The organism is Paenibacillus endophyticus, assembly GCF_014192395.1.
In the GTDB taxonomy this organism is placed as follows: domain Bacteria; phylum Bacillota; class Bacilli; order Paenibacillales; family Paenibacillaceae; genus Pristimantibacillus; species Pristimantibacillus endophyticus.
The window spans coordinates 47,509-64,154 of sequence record NZ_JACHXW010000020.1 but is presented as its reverse complement, the minus strand read 5'-3'; the positions used below and the strand labels follow the sequence as shown (position 1 = coordinate 64,154).

The following is a 16,646-nucleotide window of genomic DNA, read 5'->3' as shown; positions in this document are numbered from 1 at the left end:
CAGCCGAGAACAGCGGATCCCGCTGTTCCAGCTATTGCGGTATTCCGTTCATCCCTATTAAGAAACGTATTTTTTGAAGTTGCGGGTATGACGAACCAGCTTGCAATGAGACATGTATCGTTTCGTACTCTTTTTTTGCGTGTGGGAGCCAATGTTTTTTCTTCTTATGCAGACGTAGTGCTTTTTGGAAACCGAATATATTTTATAGCCTCTTCGGCGGCATCTGCCAGTCCATCCGGAATCGGTGCCTACCAATTTGTTTTCGGGGAATTTCACTTTTTTCCATACGGATTTCCGGAACAAAAGGGTGCCTCCTTTAACAGATCTTTGGTATTTGCGCTCGCCGCCGGCACGAAACACCATAAGTGCCTTTTTTTCCTCAAAATAAAGGTAGGAGGTATGCTTGCCGATGATTTTGGCTTTCCCTTTTTTGAGCGCTCGCACGGATTCCCTCAAATACTTCGCCCCGTAGTAATCATCATCGTCGAACTTCGTAATGATGCCGTCCTTCGCCCGAGCAATGGCGTAGTTCAAGCATTTGCCAAGCTTATACTTCTGCGGGAGCTTGAATACGCGCACTTCGTTATTCGGATAACGGCTTGCGCGTTCTTTCCATGCCTCCAGGTTCATGTTGTTTTTGTTCAGTACAATAATCATTTCCTTGTCTTTCCATGTCTGCCGATCATAATTGGCGAAGACATTATCCATAAATGAAGATCTCATCGTGCAGGCAATGATGGTTACCATTCTTTCATCTCCTCGTTCTGTTTAACGATCCGGGCTTTACGCTTATTCCATTTAGAGTTTTTGATGAGCTTGTATTTGTTCCCTTTAATAATTTTTTCATAGAGCTTGAGAAATTGATCGGTCATGACGACATCGGAGAAACGCTTGCGCACGTATCGCCTGCATCGATGGGGGGACGGGAATCGCTTGGCGTTCTTTACTTTGGCGATCATGTCCCTGGTGTTGTCGCATATCAGCTGAGGCAAGCCCTTCAGCACTTCAGGAATGGCGCCTTTCCTGAAGCCGAGAACGGGAGTCCCGCTTGCGAGCGCTTCGATCAGTACAAGGCCAAACGGTTCATCCCAAGTGGAGGTGAAGAGCACGCAGCTTGCGCCGGCAAGCAATTCTTGCTTTTTTCTGCCGCCGACCGAGCCCACATAGCGGATGCGTTTATTGAGATGGGGCTTTATTTTGGCGTTAAAATATTTACGGTCATTCAGCGGACCTGCGATGATAAGCTCTTTCCCGGTTTTCTTGGCAATCTCGATCGCAAGGTGCACGCCTTTCTGTTCAATCAATCGGCCAAGGAAGAGCAGATACTTGCTTTTATTCTTTTGAAAAACGTAGTCCTCGACACGAATCCCGTTATAGACGTAGAAGCCTTTCCTTTTTCCGTATTTCCGTAAAATCATCCTGCTTACGTAGACGGGAAGCTGAACGCCGCTAACGCCTTTTGAATGCGAATTGCGGATCGTCGGGATCGGCGGGTTCGCCTGCGCGACGATACCGTAATGGTCATGGATGAAATCAACGTCCTCAGGCATGTTTTTTATGATGAAATCGAGTTGTTCTTTTGGATTGTTGGAAGGATATTCAAAGGTTTGGGTAGCTTGAGCCGTAGAGCCTTCCTTGGCGAACAAGATGACCTCGTGTCCGCGGCGAACCAATTCCTCGGTGAGATAATAAACGTCACGCTGCGTGCCGCCGTAATCTTTTGGAGGAACTGGAATCGTATTTGTCGATACTTGCACGATCTTCAAATGTACACAGCTCCCTTAGGTTAGTATCCATGGGCATTTCTTGATAGGATATGAGCGGTTTTCAGAAGACGACACGGCACTTTCATTAGTTGGGCGAAGAAAGTTCCGCTGTATTCTATCTCACTCGCGAAGCTTGGCCCACACCAATCAAGCTGCAATTTAATAGATTAATAGAAACTGATTTTTTAGGGGAGATGCGAATTGAAAGGACTTATCCTATGTGCGGGTAAAGGGACAAGATTGTATCCGATCACTTTAAATTTTCCAAAAACACTTATTCCTGTAGCCAACATTTCTATTCTGCAGGCTTGCATCGAGAAGCTGACTGAGCTTGCCATTGTGGAAATTGGAGTCGTTATCCATCCATCGCAGGAAGGCTTGATTCGCGAGCAGGTTGGCCATGGAGAAGCTTGGGGAGCCGCGATCACATATATTTACCAATATGAAGCGAGAGGCATCTCAGACGCGGTCAGGCAAGCTCAGACGTTTATCGGAGAGGAAGCCTTCCTGCTTCTGCTGGGAGACAATTTAATTTCCCAAAGCCTGGCGGAGCTGAAGCTCGATGTGGAGGAGAGAGGCAGCCATGGCTCCCTGCTGCTTGCAGAGGTTGCGAATCCTCGGGATTATGGCATTGCAGAAGTGCTGGAGGGACGCATCGTGCAGCTGGAGGAGAAGCCGAAGGCACCGAAGTCCAAGCTTGCCGTTCTGGGCGCTTATGCTTTTGACAGCACCATATTCGAAGCCGTGGACCATATTAAGCCATCACCCAGAGGGGAATATGAGATTACCGATGCGATTCAATGGCTGATTGAGCATGGCAAGCAGGTAACCTACCATGTGACCGAGCAGCTCAACATGGATGTCGGAACGGTAGGGCGGTGGCTGGATGCGAATCGTCAAATGCTGGCGGTGCTCCCGCCTCAGAATGCCATTCATAAATCCGTTGTCGCAGAAAATTGCACGATCATAGCCCCTGTGTCCATCAATCAGGGCTGCGTCCTTAAAAACTGCGTAATCGGTCCATATGTGTCGATTGGAGCAGATTCGCAAATTGAGGGTTGCCACATCGAAAACAGCATTCTGTTAAGCGGCGTCCATTTAAAGCATATTCCTTACCCGTTGAAAGATACGGTAATTGGCCGTCAATCCGCGATGACGGGGTTGCAGGCACAGAAAGAAGGGGGAAACGAATGAAAATATTAGTGATCGGGACCGGCTATGTCGGTTCAACGACGGCGATGGTGTTTGCCGAGCTTGGCTGGAAGGTGACGGGGCTTGATACAGATGTTCACAAAATCAGGCAGCTCAGGCAGGGCCTGCTGCATTTCCATGAGCCGGGCTTGGAGGATTTATTGAAAAAGCATATACAATCGGGTCAAATCAAATTTACAACGGACAAAGACAAGGCCATTCAAGAGAGCGATGTCATCTTTATCTGCGTAGGAACGCCGTCACGGCCGGACGGCAGCGCCGATCTGCGCTTCGTTAAGCAGGTCGCCTCGGAGATCGGCCAGAAAATGAACGGCTACAAGCTGGTCGTCACCAAAAGCACGGTTCCGGTCGGGACGCAGGAGCTGGTCACCGGCTGGATCGAGGCTGCGCAGGAGCATTTCTACCCCTTCGACGTAGCGTCCAACCCGGAATTTCTCCGTGAAGGAAAAGCGGTGACAGATGCCTTGAATCCGGATCGTATCGTCATCGGATCAGAGAGCAAGCGAGCGACGAATCTACTCAAATCGCTTTACCATTCCGTGAAGTGTCCCTTTGTGATTACTACTCCGCGAACGGCTGAGCTTATTAAATATGCTTCTAATGCGTTTCTAGCTACCAAAATATCCTATATTAATGAGCTTGCTAGGCTTTGCGATGAGCTGAACGTCAACGTGAAGGATGTAGCAGGAGGAATTGGTTTAGACCCGCGTATTGGCTCAAGCTTCTTGCAAGCAGGAATCGGTTATGGGGGATCATGCTTTCCGAAGGATGTATCTGCTTTAATTCTGACAGCAAGGCAGAACAACATCGAGCTAAGCGTGCTAGAGAAGGTCGTGAAGGTTAATCAAACACAGCATAGTTATTTGACGGATAAGGCCAGAACGCGGCTCGGAAGCTTTTCGGGCAAAAAAATAGCGATTCTAGGCTTGGCGTTTAAGCCGGATACCGATGACATTAGGGAAGCCCCTGCTCTTCGCATCATCGAGAGCCTCTTGAATGAACGGGCCCAGCTGCGGCTGTACGACCCTATTGCGACACTCCCGCATGATGCGAAATATGAATCCGTAGCTGTGTGCCTGGAGGTGGAGGAAGCATTGAAGGAAGCGGATGCGGTTTTTCTTTGCACGGAATGGCCAATTATTCGGGGGATTGACTGGGCCCAGATGAAGGATGTGATGGCGCATGGCAATGTATTCGACGGCAGGAACATCCTGAATGCGCATGACATGCAGGCGTTGGGTTACTATTATCAGAGCATTGGCAGCAACGATTAGCCGCAATTTGTCCAATCATTTCCTATGAAGCTTTCATATACTATTTCAGTTGACTATTGCAAATAGAAAGAAGGCGAGATCATAGAGTATGAATATGGAATCAGACATTTGGTCTCCAAATGAGCAGCGAACCGTAGCTATTGTGGGGCTTGGCTATGTGGGCCTTCCGTTGGCGCTGCTATTTGCCGAGAGAGGTTTTCATGTGCTTGGCATTGATTTGGATAAGCAGAAGATCGATAAGCTAAGCAGAGGAAAGAGCTATATTCTAGAGGTGCAGGACGATGAGATCCAAGCAGCGATAGCTTCGAATCGCTTCAAGCCGTCGGATCAGTACAGTGAACTGGAGTCGGCCGAAGCGGTTATGATTTGCGTCCCGACTCCGCTTACTGCTTATGGGACGCCGGATTTAAGCTTTCTTACGCAGGCGGCTAGGGAAATCGGCTGCCGGCTAAGAAAGGGACAGCTTGTTGTTTTGGAAAGCTCGACGTATCCGGGAACGACGCGCGAGGTGCTGCTCCCTCTATTAAGCGCCTTCGATTGGAAGATTGGCGAAGACGTCAATCTAGCCTATTCGCCGGAGCGGGTCGACCCAGGCAACACGGATTACAAAGTCGCGCAAATTCCGAAAGTAGTCAGCGGCATTACGCCGATCTGCTTGAGTAGGATTGTTGAGCTGTACAGCGGCGTATTCAATCACGTGCATAGCGTCTCTTCAACGGATGCCGCTGAAATGACAAAGCTGCTGGAAAATTCATATCGTCTCGTCAATATATCCTTTATTAATGAACTGGCAATGATATGTGATGTACTGGAATTAAATTTGTGGGAAATTATTGAAGCAGCCAATACGAAGCCGTTTGGCTTCAAGGCTTTTTATCCCGGTCCTGGGGTCGGCGGCCATTGCATTCCGGTAGACCCTTCGTATCTGGCATGGAAAATCAAGCAATATGGCATCAAATCGGATTTCATACAAATATCGAACACGGTCAACCGCATCATGCCGATGTACATTACACAGCAGTTGAAATTGCATTTGGCGCCAAAACCGTTGTCGAGCGCACGAATCTTAGTATATGGTGCAGCTTATAAGCGGGATATTGCCGACCATAGGGAATCGGCCTCTATTGAGCTCATTCATATGCTTCAGCTCGAGGCGGAATGCGTGATGTACCATGATCCTTATGTCCCAACCATACAAGTCGGAGGCGAGAAGCTCATGAGCGTTGAACTGGATGAGGCTGTACTAAGCGGGGTGGATTGCGTCGTCATAGCGACGGATCACTCAAGCCTACCGCTGCAGATGCTGCTTGAGCATGCTCCGTTTATTTATGACACACGCAATGTGACTGGCGGGGCAGAAGGCAAAGCCAAGGTCGTAAGGTTCGGCGGAGGCTGGAGCTGACAAAGGGATGGATGGATTTGACGCAAAAACAAGGATGGCCGCGGCCATCCTTGTTTTTGTATACAGATATTAGAGGGATTCTTGGACTACGAACTTGCGATAATCGTCGGTATGGGCAATGAAGATGCCTGTACTGAGGAAATATTCCTTCGCAGGCTTCCAAGTGTGAAGATTCGGATCCGTCCTGCGGTTGCAAACGTAATTGTAACGGTTGGTTGTGAAAATTTTGAAGTTCGATAACCGGCAGTCCCTAAGAAATGCAACGTCCTCGCCAAGGGAAATCGGTTGAAAACGCACCCTTTGGAATACTTTTTTGCGAAACAGCAGTGTCGCTCCGGCAATTTGTTTCGTATACGCGTTTTCTCTATTGGGAAATCGAAGGGATAAAGACCGGTCCTCTTCCAAATAAGTGTGATACGCACTTTTTCCGATAATGTCCGCTTTTGTCGTTTGCAGCGCATGAATCGCGGAGCTAACATAATATCGCGAGTAAAAATCATCGTCATCGAATTTGGCCAGCACATCGAACCGGCTCCGTTCGGCAGCGAAATTCAAGCACTCGCCTAGACTTACGGACTCGGGCAGCTGGTAGACGGAAATATTGGGATAAATAGCAGAGCGCTCCTGCCAATCGGCCAAGCTGAGCTGATCATTGTTCAATATAATGATCAGCTCTTTGTTCTCTACGATTTGCCTGCCGTAGTTGTTGAATATATTGTACATATACGGCAGCTTATTCGTGCAAGTAATAATCGAAACGCCAATATCGGTCGCAGCCTTCCTTTTCTTCTTGTTCGTTTTCACCAAGCACACCACCTAGGTTTGTTCGTTAAAGTTTGCTTTCCCCTCATTTCTAATCGTATTAAATGAATTTTCCTTTTCTTAGCAATGTCTCAATCTCGTCATAGGACATGAGATCTTGGTCGGACTGGAAGTACGGGAAGGTTACTTTCGGGAGATGGTTATATTGGTTATAGAGCTGCTCCGTTGGATGCGAAGGGAGAATGACATAATATTGCTCATCATACTTGTACGAGTAAGGCGATTCGGATTGCGAGATCAATACCTCGTGCAGCTTCTCGCCTGGGCGAATACCGATGTCCTTGATCGGCAAGTTCGATCCTCCGAAAACATTTTTTAATACCTGAATCAGATCGATGATTTTGCATGCCGGCATCTTCATAACGAAGGTTTCGCCTCCAACGGCTACCGCAGTAGCCTTGAGCAGCAGTTGAATTGCTTCAGGCACGGTCAGAAAGAAACGCGTCATGTCGATATCGGTAAGCGTAAGCTCCTGACCGTCGATGATCTGCTGTTTAAACAAGGGAACGACGCTGCCGTTCGTTCCGAGCACATTGCCGCCGCGTATACAAACAAAACGTGTTTTCTCGCTTAAATCATTGGCTTTAATAATGATTTTCTCGCCGATTGCTTTGGTCATGCCATAGAAGTTGATCGGGTCTACCGCTTTGTCGGTCGAGACATCGATAACCTTCTCGACGCCTTGCGCGATGCTTGCGCGGATGATGTTTTGGGTGCCAAGCACATTGGTTTTGAGCGCTTCGTAAGGCTGGTATTCGCAAATCGGCACATGCTTCAGCGCGGCAAGATGGAAGACATAATCTACGTTTTGGCAAGCTTCGTACACAGCATCATAATCGCGAACGTCCCCGATAATGAAATTGAGCTTCGGGCTGTTGAATTTTCTTTTGAGATCGACCTGCGTAAATTCATTGCGGGAGAAGATGCGAATTTCCTTTGGATTCGCTCCTAGTAGGTTTCTAGTCAGCTCTTGTCCCCATGAGCCTGTACCGCCCGTAATTAATACCGTTTTATTTGTAAACATGTGTAACCCTCCTCAGATACTTATGCTTAGCTTTGTGCTGCATGATCGCTCTTCTTTACTTGCTTCTACTTGTTCCAGATGACTCTATTAACGATTTTGGTATAGCTCTGAATGATCTTGACCACCTTAATGGAAACATTCGTATCCTGATAATCTGGAACCAATGGGTTTACGTGAGTGTTATTGGAGTAAATGCCAACCGCGAGGTGAATGGATTCCAAAATATCATGGCCGGATACGCCTCCAATAACGACGGTCCCTTTATCCAGCACCTCCGGCCTCTCCGTACTGGTTCGAATTAATACGCCGGGGAAATTGAGAATGGCAGATTCTTCGCTTAACGTTCCGCTGTCGGAGAGCACGCAGTAGGCATGCTGCTGCAGATGGTTGTAATCCAAAAAACCAAACGGCTGGTGTATGCGAACGAGGGGATGGAGCTCCAATTGCTTTTCCTGCAGTTTTTTGAGCGATCTGGGATGGGCGGAATAGATGACGGGAAGCTGTAGATTGTCTGCGACGTGGTTAATGCCTTCAATCAGGGAGGTGAAACGCTCATCGATATCCAAATTTTCTTCACGATGCGCGCTGAGCACGATATATTTCTGCTGCTCCAGGCCGAGTTGGGATAAAATATCCCGGTTGTCCACTTCATGCTGGAATTGAGCGAATACTTCGGGGAGCGGGGAGCCTGTCACGAAAATGTGTTCCTTGCGAACGCCTTCTGCAAGCAAATACCTTCTGCTATGCTCCGTATAAGGCAAATTCACATCACTGATGTGATCTACGATCCGACGGTTCGTTTCCTCCGGAACATTCTGATCGAAGCAGCGGTTGCCTGCTTCCATATGAAAGATCGGAACCTTCAATCTTTTGGCGGCGATCGCGCTCAGCGCGCTATTCGTATCGCCTAACAGCAGTACGGCATCCGGTTGTACCTGTACCATTAAATCGTAGGAGCGGGAAATAACGTTGCCGATTGTTTCTCCCAGATTTTTGCCGACTACGTTCAAATAATAATCGGGTTTTCTAAGTTGCAGATCTTCGAAGAAAACGTCATTGAGCTGGGGATCCCAGTTTTGGCCCGTATGCACAAAGACATGATCAAAGTATAGATCGCAGGCTTTGATGACCGACGCCAAACGGATGATCTCCGGCCTCGTGCCAAGGATCGTCATTACTTTCAATTTGTTCACCGATTACCGCCTCCGGGTAAAATATAGTTGCCTTAAGCTCCTCCTAGCCGAGTGCATCTTCAAGATCCTTACATTAGAACTCACCTCCTATAGTACGGTTGTACGTCTATGGCTTCTGCGAACATTACTCTATGTTATTCGCTCGGATAGCTTGCCGCGCCGGTCATTCAACCACCCGAAAGAGATTTAGTTCATAGACTAGAAGATATCAGCCTTATTTTGAAAATAGACTCGCATTGTTTAGTAACGAACATATACTAGACAGAGGATTTTTCGAGTTGAACATGTCGGAGAGGGGAATGTTATGAGAAATATTCTGGTTACAGGCTCTAACGGGTTTATTGGCAAAAATCTGATAGAAGGATTAATGCAGCTCCCGGATGTGCTTGTGCTATCGTGTAGCAGAAGCACGAGCAGCGAGGAGCTTCAGCAGCAATTGTCAAAGGCGGATGTCATCTATCATTTGGCGGGCATTAATCGGCCTGAGCGGCCGGAGGATTACCGCGGCAATGTGGAGCTGATGCAGCGAATCATAGATGGATTGAACGCAATGACGAACAGGCCAAAAATCATATTCGCATCGACCATTCATGCAGCAGCCGACAATCCTTATGGGAGAAGCAAAAAGGAGGCTGAGGCTCTACTGATTCAATATGCCAAAGAGACTTCGACAGCTATTCATATTTGCAGGCTTCCGAATTTGTTCGGCAAATGGTGCAAGCCGGAATACAACTCCGTTGTCGCTACATTCTGTCATCATATATCCCGAGATTTAGAGATCCGCATCTCGAATCCCGACCAGCAGGTTGAGCTTGCTTATATTGATCACGTCGTAGAGCGGTTCATCGCTTTGCTCGCGCAGGCTGAACCTATTGAGGATGTGTATTGCCATGTAGAGACTACCTTTTCTGTCACATTAAAGGCTTTGGCCGATCAAATTTATGCTTTTAAAGCGATACGCACGCATTCCATCCTCCCCAATTTGTCGGATCCGTTTACGAAGTATTTATACTCCACTTATTTGTCTTATTTGGACCGCTCCGATTTCGCCTATGCTCTCCAAACCTTTCACGATCATAGAGGAAGCTTATTCGAAACCGTTAAATCTCCCTACGCCGGACAGCTTTTTGTGTCAACAACAGTGAAAGGGGTGGAGAGAGGAAATCATTACCACAATACAAAGGTTGAGAAATTTTGCGTCATTAAAGGGAAGGCAGTCGTAAAATTCAGGCATATATTCGAACAGGAATCTTTTTCCTACACGCTGTCAGATGAAAAAATAATGATTCTAGATATTCCGCCTGGCTACACCCATGCGATCGAGAACATGTCAGACGGTGAATTAATCGTGTTGTTCTGGGCAAATGAAATATTTGACGCAAACAATCCTGATACGTACGGGGTCAAGGTATAAAAAGGAGCGGGGGAGCTTATGAAAAAAAAGACGGTAAAACGGAAAGTTTTGGCCCCAAAAAAGACGAAGGCGGTTCGTCGGGGAACCTTGAAGAGAAAAGCGAAGAGCGTAGGCTTGAAAAAGAAAGCGACGAGGCCAAAGGCGCTCAAGCTTAGAAAAAAAGGGAATAGAAAAAGAATCTATGCCAAGAGGAGAGCGGTTCCCGTAAGAGCTAGCGCGGAGGAACAGCTGCATGAAGGAAATACCCGGTTGATCGTCTACATCCCTTTCAACAATTTAAATGTTAGGGAAACGCTGCCGGCCTCAATATCCGCGCTCACATTACCGGAGGCGAACACCCAGTTCACGGAGGCCTGGATCAATAAAAGAGTCGAAATCTTTATGAATTTCACGTTAAAGAGCCTGCTGAATCAAACCAATCCACATTATCTTGCTTATATCGTCTATCATGACACCTCAAGATTTTTTATCGAGAATGCGCTGCTAGGCTATCCTGCACTCCCCTCTAACATCCGGTTTATTTCAAGCAGTGAATATGAAGCTGAGGTTATTAGGCAGCTGGAAGGCTATAAATACTGGTATGAGCTTCATCTTTATAGCGATGACATGTATCACAAGGCATATATCGACATGCTGTACAACTACCGGCCGAGACCGGGGACGAAAGTTCTGATCTGCCAGAATGGGTATATTTACAACTCAGTATCGAATATTTTGGCCAAATATTTTAATTTCTCCAGCTCCTTCAACTGTCTGATCTATAAAGTCAGCGATTATATCAATGGCGTTAGGCATAATATATTCCAGCCGTCGGAAACGGGGGTATGGACAGGAGCTATCCAGCTCGAGCATGAAATTATGCCATATCCGGTCTACATTAATCACGGGCATGATGCGAATACGGCGTTTTTCTTCGCGCAGGAAGTACAGAACAATGCGGCTCAGGACGTATGGACGAACAATGCTGGCCATTATTCCTTGTTTGGGGATATTATCTACGATCCTTATATGAAACAACGGATTTTGGAAGATTTCCTAGGTGCATCGGCACCAGTTGCTTCTCCGCCGTACATGACCGTTTAATGATTGCAAATAGACTGATTCTGCAGGTTAGAGACCTTGCTCGGATCAGTCTTTTCGCTTGCTATCGATTCAAGAGAAAAATAGATGGAAACGCTAAACAGCCGAGCAGGAGTCCGCATCCTGTTCGGCTGAATGTTTAAAGCGTTCGTTTAGTGGGATTGCTGAGCGGGTGTCATATCGGGACAGCTGAACCGGTATGATACAGCTGCAGAAACTGAGGCGATGCCGGATCATAATTTGCGATCGGCATGCTGTATAGCATTTTGTCGAGATGATAGATGTCAGGCAGCGGCTCCTCAGTCCTGTAGAGCATGAAATACGGCGTATCGGCTTGCTTCAAGCCTTCAGCGATGACCTGCTCTCTCGTTGCGTTCGGCAGCCAGAAATATTTGGTGCGGGAGTCGGGGTTATCCGCAATAATAGGAATGATAGATTGGTTAGGAGTTACGTCAAAAAGCAATACTTTGTAGTTTGAAATATTTGATTCGTACAGCGTTTCAAGATTTTGCGTGAATGATGCCGAACCTTCCGATCCATACAGGATAACCGTCACCAACGGACTAATATTTCTCCGTAAGCGTGCTTGGTGCATGACATGGTACATGATGTAGCGGCGGTTGCGTTTCTTCTCGATGTTGTTTTCGATCTGCATCGAATTGCTGTGAGGCGTTGTGAGCATGAAATCCATGAGCATCTTCGGAACATAAACGATATCGCAAATTTCGGTTAGGCGCAGGAAGAAATCATAATCCTCAACAGGCGTGTACTGCCAGCCTGCGATCTGCATCGAATATTCTTTTTTGTACATGAAAGAGTAGCCGATGAAATAGAAATCGACGAGCCGTTCTTTCGGCTGGTCCTGCCAGATCAACCACGTTTTCGTCGTATCTAGTCTTCTGCCGCCTCGGATTAAGCCAAAGCTCCCATAAGCGAGCCCGACATTGGGAGAAGAATATTTGAGCTTATTCCGTAGAACACCGACAAAATTGCGATAATAGTAATTATCGCTTGAAACCCATGTTAAATATTTGATTCTCGGCATGCTTTGCAAAATTTCAAAACCAACGTTCAGGGCGGTGGCGGTGCCTTGGTTCTCATTTCTTGGAATGACCCTAACCCGCTTATCCCTGCGCGCGTAGAATCTAGCAATTTGGAGAACGTTAGGCGTAACGCCGTCAATTACGATTAGCAATTTGAAGTTTCTGTATCTTTGATTCAGAATGGACCGTATTGCTCTCCTAAACAGCCTGCTGTCTTGCGTATACACAGGCATAACTATACCTACATCTGCCATTGCGGAACATCACTCCCTTATATCTAGTTACCCATTTCATTGTATTCCGCGGTTCGTGTTCAGCCACGGCACCATCCTAGTAGGGATATGGAAATGGGCATAGATTTTCATTTGAATATGGCCGCGGGAGCAGATAGTAGAATAGGAGATAGACGTGCAACTAGAGAGGCGCGTTTTTCGTTATTATTATTGACCATGCGGGTATTATCCTTTAGAGTTAATATGTCATTATGGTTGAATAATCCAGAAAAGAAAGCCGTTTGAAGCGTATAACCGATATTCAAATGAGCTCTACCTAAACCTAATTCGAGGTGAGTAAAAGAACGATGATAAATAAGTTTAGTCGCGCTATGATAACCATCCTTCTACTGACTCTTCTTTGGCCAGCTTCTCTGCATGCGGCGAGCAATCTACTCGTTAACGCAGGGTTTGAACAAGTAACGGACAATGCCCCGGCACAATGGCAGCATGACGCTTATTTGAAAGAGGAGCACATCACCTCATACACGATATCGAGTTCAGAAGCCCACACAGGCACGTATTCGGCTGTTCTAGAGAATAAGGAAGCAAACCATTCGCGTTGGACCCAGACCATAAAGGTCAAGCCGAAAACGACCTATAAGCTGTCTGGTTATATTAAAACCGAACAAATCGGCGCAGATGCGACCGGGGCTCACTTTTTCGTAGACGGCGTGGCTGTTGCGTATCCCGAAATCAAGGACACCAACGGCAAATGGGCGTATGTCCACTTTTATGCGAAGTCAGGAAAGGATCAGAAGAGCATCACATTCGGCGCGAGTCTCGGTGGTTATGGCAGCATCAACACCGGGAAAGCCTATTTCGATGATGTCACCGTGGAGAAAGTATCGAAGGCCCCTGGAGGGACAGAAGTATTCAGCCTTGTTGCAACAGAAACCGGACAAGCTGCCGATCCTGATGAAGCGGCTGTGCCTGTATTGCCGCTGCTCCTATTCGCCGGGCTGTTCAGTCTATTATTTGCTGTGATTTATAAGAAGCTGCTGCGGCAAAGAAGCTGGCTGGAAGAGAAGACGCATTCGCAGGGTCTTATCCTTGCCATCGTATTTGCGGCTGCATTGGCATTGCGGCTATGGCTGGCAGTTACGAATAAAGGTTATGCCAACGATATTGCGTTGTTCATGGCTTGGGCCGATCAGGCCGCAAAGCAGGGGCTTGGCGCCTTTTACCATACGGAGATGTTTGTAGATTACCCGCCAGGCTATATTTATATTCTTTATATTCTCGGTTTGATCAAGGACATGCTCTCATTAGACGGAGCTTCAAACGCTGCGCTGCTGCTGTTTAAGCTGCCAGCCATATTGGCTGATCTTGCCGCTGCTTATTTTATCGTTCAAGCGGGCAAAAAAACAGCAGGATATTCGGTATCGCTTGGCCTGGCTTTGCTGTACCTATTCAATCCAGCCGTAATTGTGGATTCAGCGGTATGGGGCCAGGTTGATTCGATCTTCGCGCTTGCTCTCGTTCTGTCCATTCACGGCCTTGCCCACAATAAAATTGAGCGCGCTTCAGTGTGGTACGCGATTGCAGCGCTTATTAAGCCGCAGGCGTTTATATTCATGCCGGTGCTGCTGCTTTGGTTTATTTGGCGGAAGGAATGGAAAAAAGTCGCGATTAGCGCCATTTACGGTTTTGCGACGTTTATTGTGCTCGCGCTTCCGTTCTTTTGGGGGAATGGCGGGTTATCCGGTCTAATCCAGCTCTATAAAGGCACCTTGTCGTCCTATCCGTACGCTACTTTAAATGCGTTCAACCTTTATACGCTCACCAATGATAATTGGAAGCCGATTACGGATACATGGCTGATTTTCTCTTTTCAGACATGGGGTATGATCTTTATAGCTGCTGCAGTCGTTTTGGCTGCCTTCTTCGCGCTGCGAAAGCGTGACGCTGCCGCTTCGAGCCGGGTATATTTCATTGCAATGGTTCTTATTGCGGTCGTTTATATCGGCGTGACCAAGATGCATGAGCGGTATTTGTTTCCTATACTGCTGCTCGCGGTGCTGGCATTCCTGCAATCGTTGGACAGAAGGATGCTGGCAGTGTTTTTGGGATACAGCCTTACCAGCTTTGTCAACATGACCTATGTGCTCGATTACAGCACGATTACGACGAATGTTCCTTTTAATGGAATCGTGCTGCTGTGTTCGCTGGCAAATATCGGGTTGCTGCTATACTTGCTTTATATCGGATATGATACTTATATAAGCGGCAGGATCAAACCCGTTGAGCCGCTGCTTCCAAGCGAAGCCGAGAGGGAGGATCACGAAGCGTTAGCTGCCTTCAAGACCGGAGCCGCGTCCCGGATGACGCAGAGCGCCAATCGCTTCGTACGCAAAGACTGGCTACTTATGGGCGCTATTACGCTGATATACGGGATCGTTGCCTTATTCCAGCTCGGAGAGATGAAAGGTCCGCAATCGGCATGGCAGCCTGAATCGGCGGGGCAAAGCTTCTATGTCGACCTTGGAGACGTGAAGCAGCTTGACCGAATCAACAGCTTCGGCGGAGTGGGTACGGGGAAATTCAAATACGAATTTAGCCAAAACGGCATCGATTGGGATCAAGTCATGGAAATAGACAGCAGCCATGTTGCCGTATTTACGTGGACCAGCCAACCAGCGGCTTTGCAAGCGCGTTATGTCAAGCTTACGGCGGTTCAATCGGGCTTCTCGATGCATGAGCTTGTGATCTACGCACAGGGCAGCAAAGAACCGCTCCCAATCGTCGGTTTTAACGATGAGCTTGCCAAAGAGCCCAAACGAGGCAGCGTAGCACTATTGTTCGACGAGCAAGAGCTCGCGAAATATGACGCAACCTTTATGAATGGCTCTTACTTTGATGAAATCTATCATGCAAGGACCGCGTATGAACACTTGGAGCATATCGTAGCCTACGAGAACACGCACCCGCCGCTTGGCAAAATCATCATAGCAATTGGGATTAAGCTGTTTGGTCTTAACCCGTTTGGCTGGCGCATCATGGGTACGCTCTTCGGCGTTGCCATGCTTCCCCTGATGTACGTATTCGCCAGAAGACTATTCAAAACGAGTACGTACGCGGCGCTTGCGACAGCACTGTTTGCCGCCGATTTCATGCATTTCACGCAGACGAGAATCGCGACGATAGACGTTTATGGCGTGTTCTTCATCATGCTAATGTTTTATTTCATGCACAAATATTATACGCTCAGCTTCTATCGGGTAAAGCTGGGAGTCACCCTTATGCCGCTGTTTCTTGCAGGCTTGTTCTTCGGAATCGGCGTTGCGTCCAAATGGATTGTGCTTTACGGGGGAGCAGGGCTAGCGATTATGCTGGGCATATCCTTGTTTGAGCGTTACAAGGAGTACGCGGCCGCGAGGCGCGTTCTGAGAAGCGGCAAGGGTGCTGCCGCAGCCTTCAATGCCGAGAGCCTTCAACACATTGTCAAAGTCTTTCCAAGATATCCGGTGATTACCCTTGCGGTATGTTTGCTATTCTATATTGCAATTCCGTTAGCCATTTATGCCTTGTCCTATATCCCAGTTCTGACCGTAATGGATGACGGGTATACGCTGAAAAGTCTAATCGACTATCAGAAGCATATGTTCAGCTACCATAGCCAGCTTGTATCGACACATCCGTTCTCCTCTTCCTGGTGGGAGTGGCCGTTCATGAAGAGGCCGGTATGGTATTATTCCGGTGATAATATGGCTGAAGGGCTCAAGTCCACGATCGTAGCTATGGGCAATCCCCTTATTTGGTGGGCAGGTATTTTTGCGATGACCGCAACAATCTGGATTAGCATTAAGCGTAAAGATAAAGCGATGTATACCATTTGGATCGCTTTTCTCGCGCAATATGTGCCGTGGATGCTCGTTACGCGGCTTACTTTTCTGTATCACTATTTTGCCATGGTGCCGTTTATCATTCTGAGCCTTGTCTACATGTCGAAGGTGATCGAGGAGCGGAGGCCGAGCTTTAAGCATGTACGCAACCTTTTTCTGGCTGGAGCCGTCCTATTGTTCGTTGTGTATTACCCGGCGCTTTCTGGCATGACGGTAAAAAGCTGGTATGTGGAGCATGTGCTGCGCTGGTTCCCGAGTTGGTTATTCTAAATGATAAGCTTGCAGCAAATGCAGGAGAA

12 protein-coding genes are annotated in these 16,646 nt (G+C 47.6%); 6 read left to right on the top strand and 6 right to left on the bottom strand.

What is annotated here, in order from left to right:
• Nucleotides 1-57 precede the first annotated feature (57 nt).
• Nucleotides 58-747 carry a glycosyltransferase family 2 protein gene (locus tag FHS16_RS24795; protein ID WP_183569223.1) on the bottom strand — a complete coding sequence of 230 codons (690 nt, stop codon included), beginning with the start codon at nucleotides 745-747 and terminating at the stop codon, nucleotides 58-60.
• Nucleotides 741-1,757, bottom strand: coding sequence for a glycosyltransferase family 4 protein (locus FHS16_RS24790; RefSeq protein ID WP_312891082.1), 1,017 nt, complete (start codon nucleotides 1,755-1,757; stop codon nucleotides 741-743). The genes FHS16_RS24795 and FHS16_RS24790 overlap by 7 nt, the downstream gene beginning before the upstream one ends.
• 210 nt (nucleotides 1,758-1,967) lie before the next feature.
• Here FHS16_RS24790 and FHS16_RS24785 point away from each other — a divergent pair, with 210 nt between their 5' ends.
• The 3 genes from FHS16_RS24785 to FHS16_RS24775 all read left to right on the top strand — a co-directional run bounded on the left by FHS16_RS24785 (nucleotide 1,968) and on the right by FHS16_RS24775 (nucleotide 5,654).
• Entirely contained in the window at nucleotides 1,968-2,960 is a 993-nt protein-coding gene (locus FHS16_RS24785; protein WP_183569219.1) for a sugar phosphate nucleotidyltransferase, read from the top strand.
• Nucleotides 2,957-4,252, top strand: coding sequence for a UDP-glucose dehydrogenase family protein (locus FHS16_RS24780; RefSeq protein ID WP_183569217.1), 1,296 nt, complete (start codon nucleotides 2,957-2,959; stop codon nucleotides 4,250-4,252). The genes FHS16_RS24785 and FHS16_RS24780 overlap by 4 nt, the downstream gene beginning before the upstream one ends.
• Nucleotides 4,253-4,340: 88 nt before the next feature.
• Complete coding sequence (locus FHS16_RS24775) at nucleotides 4,341-5,654, top strand: nucleotide sugar dehydrogenase (protein ID WP_246431946.1); 1,314 nt, start codon at nucleotides 4,341-4,343, stop codon at nucleotides 5,652-5,654.
• Nucleotides 5,655-5,723: 69 nt separating this feature from the next.
• On the opposite strand, the gene FHS16_RS24770 is transcribed toward FHS16_RS24775, so the two are convergent.
• The 3 genes from FHS16_RS24770 to wecB all read right to left on the bottom strand — a co-directional run bounded on the left by FHS16_RS24770 (nucleotide 5,724) and on the right by wecB (nucleotide 8,693).
• Nucleotides 5,724-6,458: a glycosyltransferase gene (locus FHS16_RS24770; protein ID WP_183569215.1), complete on the bottom strand. Its 735-nt coding sequence runs from the start codon at nucleotides 6,456-6,458 to the stop codon at nucleotides 5,724-5,726.
• Nucleotides 6,459-6,516: 58 nt separating this feature from the next.
• A complete protein-coding gene (locus tag FHS16_RS24765; RefSeq protein ID WP_183569213.1) occupies nucleotides 6,517-7,500 on the bottom strand; it encodes a UDP-N-acetylglucosamine 4,6-dehydratase family protein in 984 nt (327 codons plus the stop codon).
• 65 nt (nucleotides 7,501-7,565) lie between these two features.
• Nucleotides 7,566-8,693, bottom strand: coding sequence for a non-hydrolyzing UDP-N-acetylglucosamine 2-epimerase (gene wecB / locus FHS16_RS24760; protein WP_183569211.1), 1,128 nt, complete (start codon nucleotides 8,691-8,693; stop codon nucleotides 7,566-7,568).
• Nucleotides 8,694-8,997: 304 nt separating this feature from the next.
• Here wecB and FHS16_RS24755 point away from each other — a divergent pair, with 304 nt between their 5' ends.
• Nucleotides 8,998-10,107 carry a polysaccharide biosynthesis C-terminal domain-containing protein gene (locus FHS16_RS24755; protein WP_183569209.1) on the top strand — a complete coding sequence of 370 codons (1,110 nt, stop codon included), beginning with the start codon at nucleotides 8,998-9,000 and terminating at the stop codon, nucleotides 10,105-10,107.
• Between the two features lie 18 nt (nucleotides 10,108-10,125).
• A complete protein-coding gene (locus tag FHS16_RS24750) occupies nucleotides 10,126-11,190 on the top strand; it encodes a hypothetical protein (protein ID WP_183569207.1) in 1,065 nt (354 codons plus the stop codon).
• A 172-nt stretch (nucleotides 11,191-11,362) separates the two neighbouring features.
• Here the strand turns inward: FHS16_RS24750 and FHS16_RS24745 are convergent, their stop codons facing one another.
• Nucleotides 11,363-12,484: a glycosyltransferase family 2 protein gene (locus FHS16_RS24745; RefSeq protein WP_183569205.1), complete on the bottom strand. Its 1,122-nt coding sequence runs from the start codon at nucleotides 12,482-12,484 to the stop codon at nucleotides 11,363-11,365.
• Between the two features lie 326 nt (nucleotides 12,485-12,810).
• On the opposite strand from FHS16_RS24745, the gene FHS16_RS24740 reads away from it, so the two are divergent.
• On the top strand, nucleotides 12,811-16,617 hold the full coding sequence (locus FHS16_RS24740) for a phospholipid carrier-dependent glycosyltransferase (RefSeq protein WP_183569203.1): 3,807 nt from the start codon (nucleotides 12,811-12,813) through the stop codon (nucleotides 16,615-16,617).
• Nucleotides 16,618-16,646: the final 29 nt, after the last annotated feature.

Bases quoted from the DNA above. Each gene is read 5' to 3' on its own strand.
- FHS16_RS24755 (WP_183569209.1), top strand. From the start codon at position 8,998: ATGAGAAATATTCTGGTTACAGGCTCTAACGGGTTTATTGGCAAAAAT.
- FHS16_RS24750 (WP_183569207.1), top strand. From the start codon at position 10,126: ATGAAAAAAAAGACGGTAAAACGGAAAGTTTTGGCCCCAAAAAAGACG.
- FHS16_RS24780 (WP_183569217.1), top strand. From the start codon at position 2,957: ATGAAAATATTAGTGATCGGGACCGGCTATGTCGGTTCAACGACGGCG.
- FHS16_RS24775 (WP_246431946.1), top strand. From the start codon at position 4,341: ATGAATATGGAATCAGACATTTGGTCTCCAAATGAGCAGCGAACCGTA.
- FHS16_RS24740 (WP_183569203.1), top strand. From the start codon at position 12,811: ATGATAAATAAGTTTAGTCGCGCTATGATAACCATCCTTCTACTGACT.
- FHS16_RS24795 (WP_183569223.1), bottom strand. From the start codon at position 747: ATGGTAACCATCATTGCCTGCACGATGAGATCTTCATTTATGGATAAT.
- FHS16_RS24765 (WP_183569213.1), bottom strand. From the start codon at position 7,500: ATGTTTACAAATAAAACGGTATTAATTACGGGCGGTACAGGCTCATGG.
- FHS16_RS24745 (WP_183569205.1), bottom strand. From the start codon at position 12,484: ATGGCAGATGTAGGTATAGTTATGCCTGTGTATACGCAAGACAGCAGG.